General features: G+C 57.7%; 10 protein-coding genes and 1 pseudogene. 6 read left to right on the top strand and 5 right to left on the bottom strand.

Annotation, left to right across the window (positions count from 1 at the left end; translation table 11 throughout):
- Positions 1–51: 51 nt before the first annotated feature.
- From dgt to OKC31_RS17820, 5 genes and pseudogenes are all read left to right on the top strand, one after another.
- On the top strand, positions 52–1,416 hold the full coding sequence (gene dgt, locus OKC31_RS17845; RefSeq protein ID WP_247823950.1) for a dGTPase: 1,365 nt from the start codon (positions 52–54) through the stop codon (positions 1,414–1,416).
- A gap of 315 nt (positions 1,417–1,731) precedes the next feature.
- Positions 1,732–1,935 carry a hypothetical protein gene (locus OKC31_RS17840; protein ID WP_005349248.1) on the top strand — a complete coding sequence of 68 codons (204 nt, stop codon included), beginning with the start codon at positions 1,732–1,734 and terminating at the stop codon, positions 1,933–1,935.
- Between the two features lie 223 nt (positions 1,936–2,158).
- Positions 2,159–6,399 (top strand): annotated as a pseudogene (locus OKC31_RS17835) (ATP-binding protein).
- A complete protein-coding gene (locus OKC31_RS17825) occupies positions 6,380–7,591 on the top strand; it encodes an EAL domain-containing response regulator (protein WP_247823952.1) in 1,212 nt (403 codons plus the stop codon). The pseudogene OKC31_RS17835 and the gene OKC31_RS17825 overlap by 20 nt, the downstream one beginning before the upstream one ends.
- 39 nt (positions 7,592–7,630) lie before the next feature.
- Entirely contained in the window at positions 7,631–9,607 is a 1,977-nt protein-coding gene (locus tag OKC31_RS17820) for a HAMP domain-containing methyl-accepting chemotaxis protein (protein ID WP_247823953.1), read from the top strand.
- Positions 9,608–9,666: 59 nt separating this feature from the next.
- On the opposite strand, the gene rfaH is transcribed toward OKC31_RS17820, so the two are convergent.
- The 4 genes from rfaH to metN all read right to left on the bottom strand — a co-directional run bounded on the left by rfaH (position 9,667) and on the right by metN (position 12,767).
- The gene (gene rfaH / locus OKC31_RS17815) at positions 9,667–10,167 is read right to left on the bottom strand and encodes a transcription/translation regulatory transformer protein RfaH (protein ID WP_058057235.1); all 501 of its coding nucleotides are present in this window, start codon (positions 10,165–10,167) and stop codon (positions 9,667–9,669) included.
- 96 nt (positions 10,168–10,263) lie between these two features.
- Positions 10,264–11,064, bottom strand: a complete 801-nt coding sequence (gene metQ, locus OKC31_RS17810; RefSeq protein ID WP_005339072.1) for a methionine ABC transporter substrate-binding lipoprotein MetQ — start codon at positions 11,062–11,064, stop codon at positions 10,264–10,266.
- Positions 11,065–11,089: 25 nt separating this feature from the next.
- Complete coding sequence (locus OKC31_RS17805; RefSeq protein ID WP_005339070.1) at positions 11,090–11,743, bottom strand: methionine ABC transporter permease; 654 nt, start codon at positions 11,741–11,743, stop codon at positions 11,090–11,092.
- Entirely contained in the window at positions 11,724–12,767 is a 1,044-nt protein-coding gene (gene metN / locus OKC31_RS17800; protein WP_005339067.1) for a methionine ABC transporter ATP-binding protein MetN, read from the bottom strand. Before metN ends, OKC31_RS17805 begins: the two co-directional genes overlap by 20 nt.
- Before the next feature lie 505 nt (positions 12,768–13,272).
- Between metN and OKC31_RS17795 the strand changes: the two genes are divergently transcribed.
- Positions 13,273–13,728 (top strand): hypothetical protein, encoded by a 456-nt coding sequence (locus OKC31_RS17795; RefSeq protein WP_021231947.1) that lies wholly within the window; start codon positions 13,273–13,275, stop codon positions 13,726–13,728.
- Positions 13,729–13,832: 104 nt separating this feature from the next.
- On the opposite strand, the gene ppgK is transcribed toward OKC31_RS17795, so the two are convergent.
- Positions 13,833–14,573 (bottom strand): polyphosphate--glucose phosphotransferase, encoded by a 741-nt coding sequence (gene ppgK, locus OKC31_RS17790; protein WP_005339062.1) that lies wholly within the window; start codon positions 14,571–14,573, stop codon positions 13,833–13,835.
- Positions 14,574–14,645: the final 72 nt, after the last annotated feature.

Here is a 14,645-nt window from a genome sequence, read left to right as displayed (position 1 = left end):
GGCTGGAGGTTGTCTTGAGTCTGATGGAAGTTGCTGGCAAGGAGCTGCGAGATGTATAGCCGTTTGATTACCCCTGCGCGCATCCACCCTTGGGGAGACGAGGATCTGCTGGAGGCGACCGAGCAGGATCGCGCCCGTATCGTGCAGGCCGCACCGGTGCGCCGGTTGCAGCAGAAGACCCAGGTCTTTCCGCTCGATGTGAAGGCCTCGGTGCGCAGCCGCCTCACCCACTCGCTGGAGGTGCAGGAGACCGGTCGCCAGATCAGCCGCCGCATTCTGGCCGCCTTGCCAGCAGGAACGGTCTGCGAAGGGGCCTTTATCAATCTGGTGGAGATGTCCTGCCTGCTTCATGACGTGGGCAACCCGCCGTTTGGCCACTTTGGCGAGCAGGTGATGAGCCAGTGGCTCGGCGAGATGCTCGATCCCCTTTATCAGCAGGCGCTGGCGCAGCCCCCCTCGGCCCAGTGGGCTGAATTGCGTCAGGACCTGCAACTGTTTGATGGCAACGCCCAGAGTCTGCGGCTGGTGCACAGCCTGCACGAGCTTAACCTGACGCTCGGGCAGCTGGCGGCACTCTGCAAATACCCGCAGCAGCCGCAACCCGGGGTGAGCTATGGTCAGCATCATGGCTGGAGCAGCAAGCGGGGCATCTTCTTCAGCGAGCAGCCTCTCTACCGTGCCCTCGGCCAGAGTCTGGGATTGGCCCCCGGCTGCCGTCATCCGCTGGTCTACATCATGGAGGCGGCCGATGACATCTCCTACTGCATCGCCGATCTGGAAGATGCGGTAGATCGGCGGATCCTGACACTGTCAGAGCTGCTGGTGGCGCTGCGGGCCGCTGACCAGAGCGACTATCTGGCTGTGTTGCTGGACGAGGCGCTGGCTTCTGGTCGGGGCTTTTTCCCCCATTTTCGCCAGCAGCTGACCCGGGATCTGGTGGCGTTGGCGGCGCAGAGCTATGTCAGCGAACATCAGGCCATTTTGCAGGGCTCCTATCCGCAAGCGCTGCTGCATGGCCAGGCGCCGGCGGCGCGGGTGCTCGATATCCTCAAGCGGGTGGCCCGTGAGCTGGTCTTTATGCGCCCCGAGGTGGAAGCGCTTGAGCTGGAGGGGTATGCGGCGCTGCGCGGGGTGCTGACCAGTTATGCCTGCCTGTTGTCGCTGCCAGCGCCACAGTTTGCCCGTCTGCTGGCCGGGGAGGGGAGTCAGACGCTTTTCTTTGCGCGCCGCCTCTATCACCGTCTCTCGGCCCGCCATCTCAAGGCCTATCGATTGGCGATCGCCACCCCGGATCCGCGCTTTGCCTGCCAGAACGAGCAGGAGTGGTATTACCGGGTGCGGCTGCTGCTCGATTATGTCAGCGGCATGACGGATACCTATGTACTGGAAGAGTACCGGCTACTCTCGGGGATCTGATGCCCCAAGCTCCCTGTCGGGCAGCATAAAATGCCGTAAAAACGTTTAAAAAGGAGTCGCAAGAGGCTTGTTTTAAATTCGGATATTTTTTAGACTTCTGCAACCTGTTCAACTTTTACCCGGTAAGGAGACGAAAATGCAACATCTGATGCTCAATATTGCATTCTCTCGCGGCACTGCGTGCGGCGTGAAATCTCGTGCTCTTTTACCGCGTGGCGTAAACAGGTAACCCCTGTCTTTTTATCACCCGCGGTTCGTCCCGCAGGGTGATATCCACTTTCTCCGGGAGAACCGCATGTTCAACTGGAGAATGTCATGTCTATCGAACTGGTTTTACTGCGCAGTGTTGAATCCTTGGTCCAGAGAAGGATTGCCCGGGTCGAGCGTCGTCTCGTGCAGGTCAATCTGTCGCCCGCCCTGCTCAGGGATATCGGGCTGGAAGGATATCAGGGTCAAATTGCCCTCGTTCGCGAGCGGGAGTATCAAACCGGCTTCCGCCTCGGGAATCGAATAACCTGATCGCGAAGGGGAGAATAAGATCCCCCTCGCTAGTGAAATGGCAGGCTGCATGCCTGCCATTTTTCCATCTTGCGGTTGATTCCAGGTTCACATGTTGGTGACTCAGTATTATCCTCTCCGCCCTCTTTGTAACAGCTGCGATTGTTTTCTCGCCTTGCGTCGTCAGGATCTGCAAGATTAGAGGTGGCAGCCCTATCTGTTTTACTCATCAGGACAAGATCTTATGCCACTCCTTCGTCAGCTTTTTCTTCCCATTTTGCTGTTGTTTTCGGGCATGTTGGCTGTTGCGGCTCCCCAACCGCAAGATGAGAGCACAAGTAACGAGATTTCTGCACAAAAGGAGCTGCTGGTTGGGGTTCCCCGTGGCGGCTATCTCCCTTTCATCTATCAACTCCCCAACCAGCGTTATGCCGGTCCGCTCAAGGAGCTGGCCTCGCGCATTGCAGCCGAAATGGGCGTGTCATTGCGTTATATCCCCTACAACTCCTACGTGGATGCCCAGATTGCTCTCCAAGGCGGCCAGATCGATGCATTAATCGGGGTCGAACGTAATGCTCTTGAATTGAAGGGGATAAACCCTATTGGCAGTATCGGTTCTTATGCTCGCTCCATTTTAATGCATACCCCGGATCAGCGATTGACCCTGGAGCAGGCGCGCAAGTTACGCTGGGTCTGTATTCGCGGGTTTGGCAGTTGCACTGAGTTGGATCGTTTGGGGATCTCTGGTGTAACTGAGCTTGAGAGCCGTGACGAGGCGACCTATATGGTCAAGCTGGGCGCTGTCGATGCATATCTTGATTTGGAACCCATTGTTTCCCTTAAGATGGAGAGAATGCCTGCATCAATGGGGGTTGTCGCTCCTGGGTGGCTTTCTGGCAGCACGCTGACGATGGCGACCAGCTCCCGCCAGCCAGAGCTGAGCGAGAAGCTTTGGCAGGCATATCAACGGATACCCGTTGCAGACTCACGATTACGGTTGCATCAGAAAAATGAACGCGCCAACGCTGGTCTGTTGCTGGAACCAGATGAGGCTATTTGGCTGAAGCAGAGAAACAGGGTCATCAAGTTCGCCGTTGCCCCCGGATTTGCCGGCATCAGCGAAATCGATGACGAAGGTGAATTGCATGGCTATACGGCAGACCTGATGAAGTTATTGAGTCTGCGCTCCGGGATCCGCTTTGAGCTGGCGTCGACAAATACCTGGCAGGAGTCACTTAAACTGCTGAAAGAGCACAAAGTGGACCTTATTCCCTTGATGACACCGCTCAAGGATCGTCAGTCCTTTGCCTCTTTTACCTCCTCCTATCTGAAGTTCGACAGCTATGTCGTAGCCAGACACGGTGCTCGCCCGCTGAAGTCGCTGGTCGAGCTGAAAGGGCGTCTGATTGGTGGTGTGACGGGTTCTTACGAAGCCTCTCTCATTCACGCGCTGGGCGCCAATATTATCGAAGTAGGCAAAGATGCCGATTTACTGACCTTGCTTGATACTGGGCGAGCCGAATATGTGCTGTTGACCATGACCAATCTGGGACAGCAGGCGATGAAGGGTTTCAATGATAAGTATCAGGTAGTGCTGAGCTCCCCCGAATTTTCCGTACCTATCAGTATGGCCGTCGATAATGCTCAGCCCGAGTTGCTCCACATCATGGACAAGTTGCTGCTGACCATCACAGATGAGGAGTGGCAACTGCTGGAACGACGCTGGCTCAATGTGTCGGTCAATATCGAGTCTGATTACACCCTGATTTACAAATGGTTGGCCATAGGGGGGGGCGCCTTGCTCGTCAGCGGTTTGTTGGTGATGTTCTGGGCTCGCAGTTTGCGTCGCCAGATTGCGCAGCGGAAAATCGCAGAGGACAAGCTGAATGAACAGTTGCTGTTTGTGCAGACCTTACTCAACTCACTGCCAACCATGGTGGCGCTACGTGATAGCGAGCAGCGGATCACCTTGTGCAATCAGGCCTATCGCGATGCTTTCCTTGGTGCTGGCAGTAGCAGTGAGGAGCTGCAAAACATGCCCGAGACACTCAGAAACAGTGTGTTGGAAGAAGAGCGTTTGGTGTGGCAGACAGGACAGGATCTGGAGGGGGCAGGCAGTAACCTGCGAGCTGATGGTACGCCCTGCCATGTTATCTATGCCAAACGCCCTTATCGCGATCCCGATGGCAATATGCTAGGGGTGTTGACAGTACTGACCGATGTCAGCCGGATCAAGGAGGCGGAGGAGCGCGCCCGTCAGGCTGAAAATCGCCTTACCCAGATTACCGACAGCATGCCTGGGGTGGTCTATCAGTATTTGTGGCAAGGGCCGGGCAAGGGGCGCTTTCTTTATGCCTCTCAGGGGGCCAACGAGATTCTGGGGGTATCTCACCAGGATTTATTTAACGCTGAATCGGGTGGTGAGGTATTTGGCTTTACCGAACAGGCCCTGCAGGAGTTTGTCAGCAAGGTGGCCAATCATGCCGAGACTCTGGCGCCCCTCGATCTGGAGGTCAAGGTAGAGCGGCCTGATGGAGATCGCTATCTGCAAGTGCGTGGCAACTTTGTCAGACAGGAGCAGCAGGCACTGATCCTTAATGGGGTGATTCAGGACATCACTGCCCTCAAGCAACAGGAATATGAGTTGCGCGAAGCTCGCGCCTATGCCGAGCAGGCGATGCAGGCTCGCAGCCGCTTTTTGGCAACCATGAGCCATGAACTACGAACACCCATTTCAGGCATGCATGGCATGCTCGAATTGCTGCAAATGAGCGAGCTCAACGACGACCAGCGTTTTATGGTGCGCAATGTGGTCACCTCGACCAATAACCTGCTCTATCTGGTCAATGACATCCTCGATTTTTCCAAGATAGAAGCGGGTCAGTTGCAGTTGAATTACCAGAGCAGCCGGTTGCAAACGGTGATCTGCGATGCCATTCGTGGCCACGCGGCACTGGCTCATAACAAGGGGCTCAACGTGGTGCTGGAGTGGGAGCATCATGTGCCGGATTGGGCCGACATCGACGGGGTACGTATCGGTCAGGTCATCTCCAACCTGCTCAATAATGCGGTGAAGTTTACCGAACAAGGGGGTATTACGATTCGGGTCAGCTACCTGAGCGAGCAACTGACCATCAGTGTCAGTGACACCGGTATCGGGATCGCCGAAGAGAAGCAGGCGCTGCTGTTCACGCCTTTTGAGCAGGTGGAGTCAGATATCAACCGTCGTTTTGGTGGCACCGGCTTGGGGTTGGCAATCTGTGAGCAGCTGGTATGCAAAATGGGGGGGGCACTGACACTGACCAGCAAGGCAGGAGAGGGCTCCTGCTTCCGCTTTACCGTGCCGCTAACCAATCCGCAGTGGGATCCCCCTGCTCTGGCTGACACAGAATGGTGGTTTTTCAGCGATGACACCAACCTCGAAGCGGCCATGGTACGGCAGGGGGCCAAGCTCAGGTACTTGGGGGCCAATGAGCTCAGTCGCTCACTGGAAGGGTTGCTGTTGGCCGATCAACGGTGGCTTGAGCAAGCGCTGGGGGGGAATGGCAAAGCTGGCTGCAACACTCTGCGCTGAAGGGGATCATAGCGTCACCCGATGAGGCGTTACGGGGTCGGATTGGTGAACAGAAATGGTGGCGCCTGGGTCTATCTCCTCTCTATCCGGATCTTCTGCTGGAGAGCTGCCACGAATTGCTACAGGAGCGGGTCACACCGCACCTCCCAGCGCTTGCAGAGAAGCTGGGTGGCAAAGTACTGGTGGCCGATGATCATCCGGTCAATCGTGCCTTGCTGGCACGGCAGTTGGCCATTCTTGGTATCGAGGCTCAGGTCGTGGAAGATGGCGAGAAGGCTCTGCGGGCCTGGCAGGGACAGCAATTCTCCCTGCTGTTGACTGATTGCCATATGCCGGTGATGGATGGTTATGCCCTGACCAAGGCGCTGCGGGCTGCGGGAGTGACGGCCCCCATCATAGGGGTAACGGCAGATACGTCAGAAGAGGCGAGTGCTCGTATGGTAGAGGCAGGCATGAGTGACATGCTACTGAAGCCCTACCCGCTGGATATCTTGCGCCAGATGCTGGCCCATTGGCTGGCAGAGAGGACGCCAACCAGAAGCGCGGTTGCGCCCGTTGATGGGGCTGCAGGCATGCAAGCTGAGCGCTGGTTGGCGCTCTTTGGTGACGAGCTGACCGCGCGAGCCATGGCGGTGGAGTATCTCGATTCCAACCGGCAGGATGGCGAGGCCATGATGGCAGCACTGATTTGTCATGATGCCAGCGCCTTGGTAGAGACCGCCCACCGGATCAAGGGGGCAGCCCGAATGGTCGGGTTGGAGGAGCTTGCCAGTCAGGCCGCCATGCTGGAATCGGCAGCGCGATTGAAGCGGCTCGACGAACTCGACGATCTGGTCAGCACAGTGCAGAGGTTGATGACGGCGATTGCCCACGACATTGGATTATGGCTCGATGAAAAAAGCACAACATGAGTTGGTCATCATGGTCGTGGAAGACCATGGATTTCAGCGCAAGGCGCTGCTGCACCAGATCCGCAGCTTGGGTTACCAGAATCTGCTGGAAGCGGTTGATGGTGTCGAGGCATTGGCGCTTAGCCAGCAACACAACGTCGATATCCTGTTTTGTGATCTGCGAATGCCCGGAATGGATGGCATGGCGCTGTTGCGACGCCTGTCGCTGGGTGGTTTTCAGGGCGGCATTATCCTCTCCAGTGCGCTTGAGGGGGATGTGGTGGAAGCCGTATTGCGTATGAGTGCCGCTTATGGCATGCAGGTGCTCGGTCGCATAGAGAAACCCTCAACGCCGCAGCAGCTCCAGCGGCTTATCCAGGCTTGGTCACCTCGGCAGGAACCCGTCAGGGAGGAAGAGGGGCACAGAATAGGACTCAATGAGTTGCGTCGTGCGATCGAGCAAGATCAACTGCTGCCCTGGTATCAGCCCAAGGTGAGTTTTGCATCCGGCGAATGGGTCGGGATGGAGGCGCTGGCCCGCTGGCAACACCCCGAGTTTGGCCTGATCCCGCCCGGGCGTTTTATTTCACTGGCGGAGCACAACGGGCTTATCGATCCGTTGACCGAGGTGATCATCAGCAAATCTCTGAGTGATGGCCATTTATGGGAGGAAACCGGGTTGTCACTCAATCTGTCGATGAACCTCTCCACCACCTCGCTCATTGAAGGGGATCTCTGCAACTTATTGATTGATCAGTGCAAGCGCTGGAGTATCAATCCTGAACTCATCACCCTGGAGGTGACCGAGAGCGCATTCGTGCAGGATCTGGGCAAGTCTCTGGAGGTGCTGACCCGGCTGAGGATGCATGGTTTTGGCCTCTCCATAGATGATTTTGGTACCGGCTACTCCTCGATGCAGCAGCTGGCACTGTTGCCGTTCACCGAACTCAAGCTGGATCGCTCCTTTGTCGATCGCTGCCATGCCGATCCGTCACGTTTGGCTATCATCGAGTCCAGTATCGAGTTGGCCCGCAAGCTGGGGCTGAAGTCGGTGGCGGAAGGGGTAGAGGATGAGGCGACCTGGCGAGTGCTGGCCCAGCTCGGTTGTGACCTCTGTCAGGGATTTTTCTCTGCCCGCCCGATGCCGCGCAGTGAATTGGCTAAATGGCACCGGACTTGGCAAGATAGATTGCCTACACTGATATCTATCTGATTCTGTTGGCTGGTTCCCTCTGTTTGAACAAGGATGTTCATGAAAATCTCAAGCAAGTTGCTGCTCAGCTTCGGTTTTATCAACCTGCTGATCCTGCTCTCCTCCACGCTGGTCTATTACCGGCTGACCCAGATAAATCAGGCCCAACACATCCTGCTGGAGCAGGCGCTGCCCGCTTTGCAGCGGGATGAGGCGAGCCAGAAGGCACTGGTTGCCACCGTTTCTGCTCTGCGTGGCTATCTGATCCTCGGCAAGGATCCGGCTCAGGCTTCCCGCCTCAAGCAGGAGTGGGAGTCGGCCTGGCAGGCCATCGCCCATCAGGCGTTCAGTCCGGCGCTCGCCAAGTCTCTCGAGACCTTCAAAAGCCATCAGGAGAAGGTGTGGACCATCGCCCAGAGTGAAGAGAATCTGCCCGCTCATACCCTGATGCTGCAGGAGGCGGGTCCGCTGGCGGAGGCGGCGCTCGATCAGCTGCAATCCTTTGCCAATGAAGAAGTTGGCACTCCGCAGGATCAACTCTCCGGCGATCGCCGCATGCTGCTCAAACAGGTGGGGGATGCCTACAACAGCCTCGCCAACTCTCTCTCAGCCCTGCGGGATTTTCTCATCTCAGGCGACCCCGAATACCGCAGCAAGTATCAGGATTACTACCAGTTTCATCAGCAGCGTGTGGCTGAGGTTAAACAGCAAGCCGCGCTCTTTACCGACACCCAGCAGAGCCTCTGGCAGCTGTTTGAAGAGATGGCTACCCCCTTCTCCGAGCTGGTGGGGCAGGTGATCGAGAAGCGCCAGGCGCCGGATTGGGATCAGGCCAACTACCTGATGGCCACCGACATCGAGCCGATGCAGTCCAGCCTCAGCGAGCAGCTGGTCCAGCAGGTGGGGAAAACCCGTGCCGAGGTGGATCAGATTTCGGCGCAGATGACCGGAGCCGGGAGGGCCATCAACCAGACTCTGCTGTTGGCTACCGGCAGCGCCATCGTGCTTGGCATGGTAGTCGCCTGGCTCTTTAGTCGTCGTCTGACCCGTGACATTGCCTGTCTGGTGACCCGGGCGGGGCAGGTTGCGGATGGCCGGCTGGCGGCCGAGCCCTTGCCAATCACAGGGCAGGATGAGTTGGGAGACTTGACCGGTTCCATCAACCGGATGTCTGCCCAGTTACATCATCTGGTCGGGGAGTTGCAGGGGGCTGTGGGGCAGGTCGAGGTGGCCTGTCTCGATGTGGGCAGCACTACCAGAGCCATAGTGGCGGATCTGACGGAACAGGATCAGCGGGTCGATGCGGTGGCTGCGGCTATCGATCAGATGTCGGTGAGTGCTCGTGATGTGGCTGGTAACATTGCCGGTGTGGCGGATGGTGCCCATCAGGTGCGGCAGCAGACCCGTCAGGGAGAGGCCGCGCTGGCACGAATGAGCGATACCATGCAGCAGATTGCCGCCATGATTGGACAGGCCAACGAGGCCATGGGGCTGCTGGAGCATCAGAGTGAACAGGTGGGGCAGATCACCGAGGTGATCGCCACTATAGCCGAGCAGACCAATCTGCTGGCACTCAATGCGGCGATAGAAGCGGCGCGGGCAGGCGAGCAGGGGCGAGGTTTTGCGGTGGTGGCCGATGAGGTTCGCCAGCTGGCGACCCGCACCCATCAATCCACCGCCGAGATCAGCCAGACTATTGCGGCCATCTCCCAGCAGACTCGCCAGACGGTGAGTACCGTCAGCAGCGGTACCCGGTTGGTAGAGCAAGGCCGGGATGCAGTCGGATTGGTGACCGATATCCTGAGTGCCATGAACCAGCTGGTGCAGTCGCTGTCGGGCCAGCTGGAGGCCATTTCGGTGGCAACCGAGCAGCAGTCGCGGGTGGCCGCCGAGGTATCCGGGACTGTCGATGACATTGCTGCGCTCAGTCGGCAATCTTGTCAGCGTAGTCAGCAGGGGGAGGAGATCGTAGCCAGACTGGCTGGTGATACCGGCAAGCTGAAGGCGGTCATCACCCGCTTTGATCGTGATACGTGAGATGGCGGGATCATCCCGCCATTGCGACTGTCATGCACCGATCCGTCTGGCCCGTGGGTTTAATCCAGACGTCTGAAGGTGTGGTTGTCGAAGCTGCTGGTGGTCTCCCGGTTGAGCAGGCTGACCAGCAAAATCGCCCGTTTCTCTCCATCCGGCTCCATATAGATGGCTTCGAAGCCGGCAAGCGGCCCCTCTTCAATCAGCACCTTGTCGCCCGAGCAGGGCAGGTTAGCGTAGCTGGCTCTCGCCTCATCGCTGTCATCGCGACTCATCAGCTGATAGACCAGCTTGCTGCTGATGGGGGTCCATTCGCTGCCAAAGTGGATGATCCGGCTGATGCCGCGGGTCGATTTCAGGGTGACTGGTGTCACCTCTTCCAAATCAACGAAGATAAACAGATAGTTGGGGAACATGGGTTCCCGTACCGGAACTCGCTTGCCCCGGCGCAGCTTCTCGATCTCCACCATGGGGTAATAGGATTCGATACCCTGGGCATCGAGGTGGGCGCGGGCGCGGGCCTCTTCTTTTGGCTTGCAGTAGGCCAGATACCATTTTTTCATGTTATGAGTATGTTCGTGTTGCCGTGCTCGCGGATATGATAGCGGCGCCAATAAAAAAGGCCACGCATTGCGTGGCCTTTTTTGCCGAGTGAGCAATTACCAACCTTTTACCAGGCCGCCTTTGAACAGCTCGAGACCTTTCTTGTAGACATCATCGGTCTGGAAAGCTTGTACGAACTGTTTGACCTTCTCGTCATCCTTGTTGTTGTCGCGGGCGACGATCAGGTTGACGTAGGGGGACTCTTTGTCCTCAACAAACAGGCCGTTCTCGGTCGGGGTCAGACCAATCTGACCGGCGAAGGTGTTGTTGATGATGGCCAAGTCTACGTCTTCCAGCGAGCGCGGCAGTTGGGCTGCTTCCAGCTCGACAATCTTGAAGTTGCGCGGGTTGCTGGCGATATCCAGTACGGTGGCTTCCAGACCGGCGCCATCCTTCAGGGTGATCAGACCCTGTTTGGCCAGCAGGATCAGGGAGCGACCCAGGTTGGTCGGATCGTTCGGTACCGCGATCTGGGCGCCATCTTGCAGCTCGCTCAGCGCCTTGATTTTCTTCGAGTAACCGGCAATCGGATAGACGAAGGTGTTGCCAACCGGCACCAGCTTGAAGCCGCGATCACGTACTTGCGCATCCAGATAGGGTTTGTGCTGGAAAGCGTTGACGTCGATGCTGCCATCGTTCAGCGCCACGTTCGGGGTGACGTAGTCGGAGAAGTTGACCACTTCAACTGTCAGACCGTATTTCTCTTTGGCTACCTTGGCAGCCACTTCAACCAGTTCGGTCTCCGGGCCGGCAATAGCGCCCACTTTCAGAACCTTGCTCTCTTCTTTTTGACCGCAACCGGCCAGAACCAGACCAGCCAGCAGGGCAGCTGCAACGGATTTGATGCCAAATTTCATAAAACCTCCTGTCAGAAATCGACGATTAACGATGATCACATTTGTTGACCAGGCGCTCACCCGCGCTCTGGATAAGTTGAACCAGTACTACCAGGATAACCACGGTCACCAGCATGACGGTCGGGTCAAAGCGCTGATAACCATAACGAATACCCACATCCCCCAGACCACCGCCACCGATGGCCCCGGCCATGGCCGAGTAGTTCACCAGCGTGACGAGGGTAATGGTGACACTGTTGAGGATGCCGGGCAGAGCCTCGGGCAGCAGCACCTTGGTGATAATTTGCAGTGGCTTGGCGCCCATCGCCTTGGCCGCTTCCAGCAGGCCGTCCGGCACTTCCATCAGGGCCCCTTCCACCAGACGGGCAATGAAAGGGATGCAACCGACGGTCAGCGGCACGATGGCGGCGATGGTGCCGATACTGGTGCCGACAATCAGCCGGGTCAGCGGAATAATCGCGACCAGCAGGATGATAAAGGGCACCGAGCGACCCACGTTGACCACCATGCCCAGAGTACGGTTGAGCAAGGGGTTGGCCAGGATCTGGCCCGCCTTGGTCACGTGCAGTGCCACGCCAAGCGGCAGACCCAGCAGGCAGCCGAACAGAGCGGAGGCAAACACCATGATCAGGGTGTCGCCCAGGGCCGTGATGAGCAGATTAATCATGGCTTCGGACATAACCCATTACCTCCAGCTGAATGTGGTTGTCGATAAGGAACTGCTGGGTCGCCTCGCACTGGGCTTCATCCCCGAACAGCTCGGCCAGCAGGAAACCGAATTTGACGCCACCGGCGTATTCGATGTCTGCGCTCAGAATGCTGATGTCGATATTGAAACGGCGGCTCGCCTCGGAGATCAGCGGTGTATCGACCGTGCTGCCGGTAAAGCCGAGCTTCACCAGCGGGTAGCTGCCCGGCACCCGCTCGCTGCTCATCCGATCCTGATACTCCTGCGGTACCTCCAGATGGATGGTGGAGTGGATGAAGTCACGGGCCAGCTGGGTCTTGGCGTTGCTGAAGAACCAGGCCACTTCCCCCTGCTCGATCAGGCGACCATCGCTGATGATGGCCACTTCGTCACAGATCCCTTTCACCACATCCATCTCGTGGGTAATGAGCAGGATGGTGAGCCCCAGCTTGACGTTGATCTCCTTGAGCAGGGTCAGGATCGAGCGGGTGGTCTGCGGGTCGAGGGCCGAGGTGGCCTCGTCACAGAGCAGTACCTTGGGGGCCGGTGCCAGTGCGCGGGCAATGGCGACGCGCTGCTTCTGACCGCCGGAAAGCTCGGACGGATAGGCCTGGGCACGGGCTTCCAGCCCGACCAGTGCCAGCAGCTCGGCAACCCGTTGCTGGATCTTCTCTTTGCTCCAGCCTGCCAGCTCCAGTGGAAAGGCGATGTTGGCAAACACGGTGCGGGAGGCAAGCAGGTTGAAGTGCTGGAAAATCATCCCGATCTGGCGGCGAGCCTGGGTCAGATCCCGTTCGCTCAGGGCGACCAGATCCTGGCCATCAACGATGACTTGACCCTCTGTCGGGCGCTCCAGCAGGTTGACACAACGAATGAGGGTACTCTTGCCGGCACCTGAGGCACCGATCACCCCGAAAATTTTGCCTTGGGGTACATGCAGACTCACATCACGCAGGGCGTGCACGGCGTCACTGCCTGTACCGTAGACTTTGTTGAGACCGATCAACTTAATCATGGATTCTTCCGTGCTAACAGCCTTAAAGCACAGGGCGCTACAGGCGGGGAAATTGGGCAGAGGTTCCACTGGGTTACTCTGTCATCATGGAGGATGATGCTAAGATGTCTGGATGGCCATGTCAACGCATGTTTTTACGTCTAGACGTCTAAAAAAGTGATAAGGATTTCTGTCAGGGGGATAACGATCAGAATGGTATTGTTGCTCTTCCAGATCCTGTTTCGTCCCTGTGGCGTATAACCGAATTAAAGATGGTTTATACCGGGTAAGGGCTGGTTTTATTAGTGTGCCAGCCCGTTTCTGTTCACATCTGCTGTCTAGCTTAATGCTCCTCCATCGTTACACAAATTGCTGCACAAATCGTTCCCTATTCGCGACCGGAGCACCTGGCAGCCACTTTGTCGGCGTCAACCTTGATGCAGCGCAAGGGGTGCTCGGATAGGGATTGGGTCGGTGGCGCCGGTTTTTTATACTGATGATGTCGACAAGCATGGAGGGCAGTGCGATGAGATTCCAACAGATCAAAGAGTTGCTGCACTATCTTGAGCAGGTTCACCACCAGCTCGGACTCTGTTACGGGCGTTTGACCAGTCAGGTGGACAACGAACGGAGCCGGATGTTGCTGGTCTATCTGCAAGGGCGTGAGGATGCGGCCAGTGCCCATCTGCACGAATATGCCGCTCAACTGGGAGAGGCGGTCAGGGAGACCTGGCTGAACCAGAGTTTCAGCGAGGATATGCTGCCTGCCATTACCCGCTTCGAGCTGCCGGCATCAGTCCAGACTCAGGATATCGTCACTCAGGTATGCCGCTGGGAAGAGCAGCTGGTGGGCGAGCTGAGTCATCTGGCCCGGGAGTGCCCGACTCCGGCCACCACCGCTTTGCTCGAGAATCTGGCCGGGCTGGAGCAGACCCGCTTGACTCGGCTGGTGCACGGGGTGCATCGACTCGACGACATGTAGCGGGTGATAAGCACCAAACACGCAAGATGGCCGCAAAACAAAAGGGCCCGGCAGCAGTGCCGAGCCCTTTCCATTGGTATCTGCTGACTTGCAGTGAGCGTCGGTTAGCCCTGTTGCTCGGCCGCGTAGAGGGCGGCCCCGATAATGCCCGCCTGATTGAGGCTGGCCGCCGGAATAAGCGGCGCCCGGGTCTCGATGCGATCGACAAACTTATCCAGCTTGGCTGCGCTGCCGCCCCCCAGAATGAAGAGGTCGGGGGAGAAGAGAAACTCGAGGCGCGCCAGATACTTGTTGAAGCGCTTGCCCCAGCGGTTCCAGGAGAGATCTTCCCGTTTGCGTGCCGCATCGGAGCAGTAGTGCTCGGCGACCATTCCTTCCAGCATCAGATGGCCCAGCTCGGTGTTGGGCAGTAGATGGCCGTTGACGAAGATGGCGGTGCCGATGCCGGTGCCGACCGTGATGAGGATGATGACCCCCTTGCGATCCTTGCCGGCGCCAAAGCGCATTTCGGCCAGACCGGCGGCATCGGCATCATTCAGCACATAGCAGGGCTTGCCGGTGACATCGGCAAACAGATGCTCGGCATCGGTTTCGATCCAGCTTTTGTCGATATTGGCGGCACTCTTGGCAACCCCGTTGTGGATTGTGGCGGGAAAGCCGCAGCCCACCGGCCCTTTCCAGTCGAAGTGTTCGACCAGCGCTTTGAGGGTATGGGCGATGGCGGCCGGGGTGGCCGGTTGCGGTGTGGCAATGCGATGGCGCTCGCCAATCAATTCGCCGGTTTTGGTATCGACCAGACAGCCCTTGATCCCTGAGCCTCCAATATCCACTCCCAACATATGCATCTGTGTTGTCCTTGTTGTGTGCCGACCAGTTTGCAGTGACCACGCTGTTATGGGCACTGCAGGTCGGCAGAG

Source organism: Aeromonas sp. Y293-4 (genome assembly GCF_027705905.1).
GTDB classification, from domain to species: Bacteria; Pseudomonadota; Gammaproteobacteria; order Enterobacterales; family Aeromonadaceae; genus Aeromonas; species Aeromonas veronii.
Note: the sequence above shows the minus strand (reverse complement) of the source record. Positions and strands in the feature narration are given on the sequence as shown.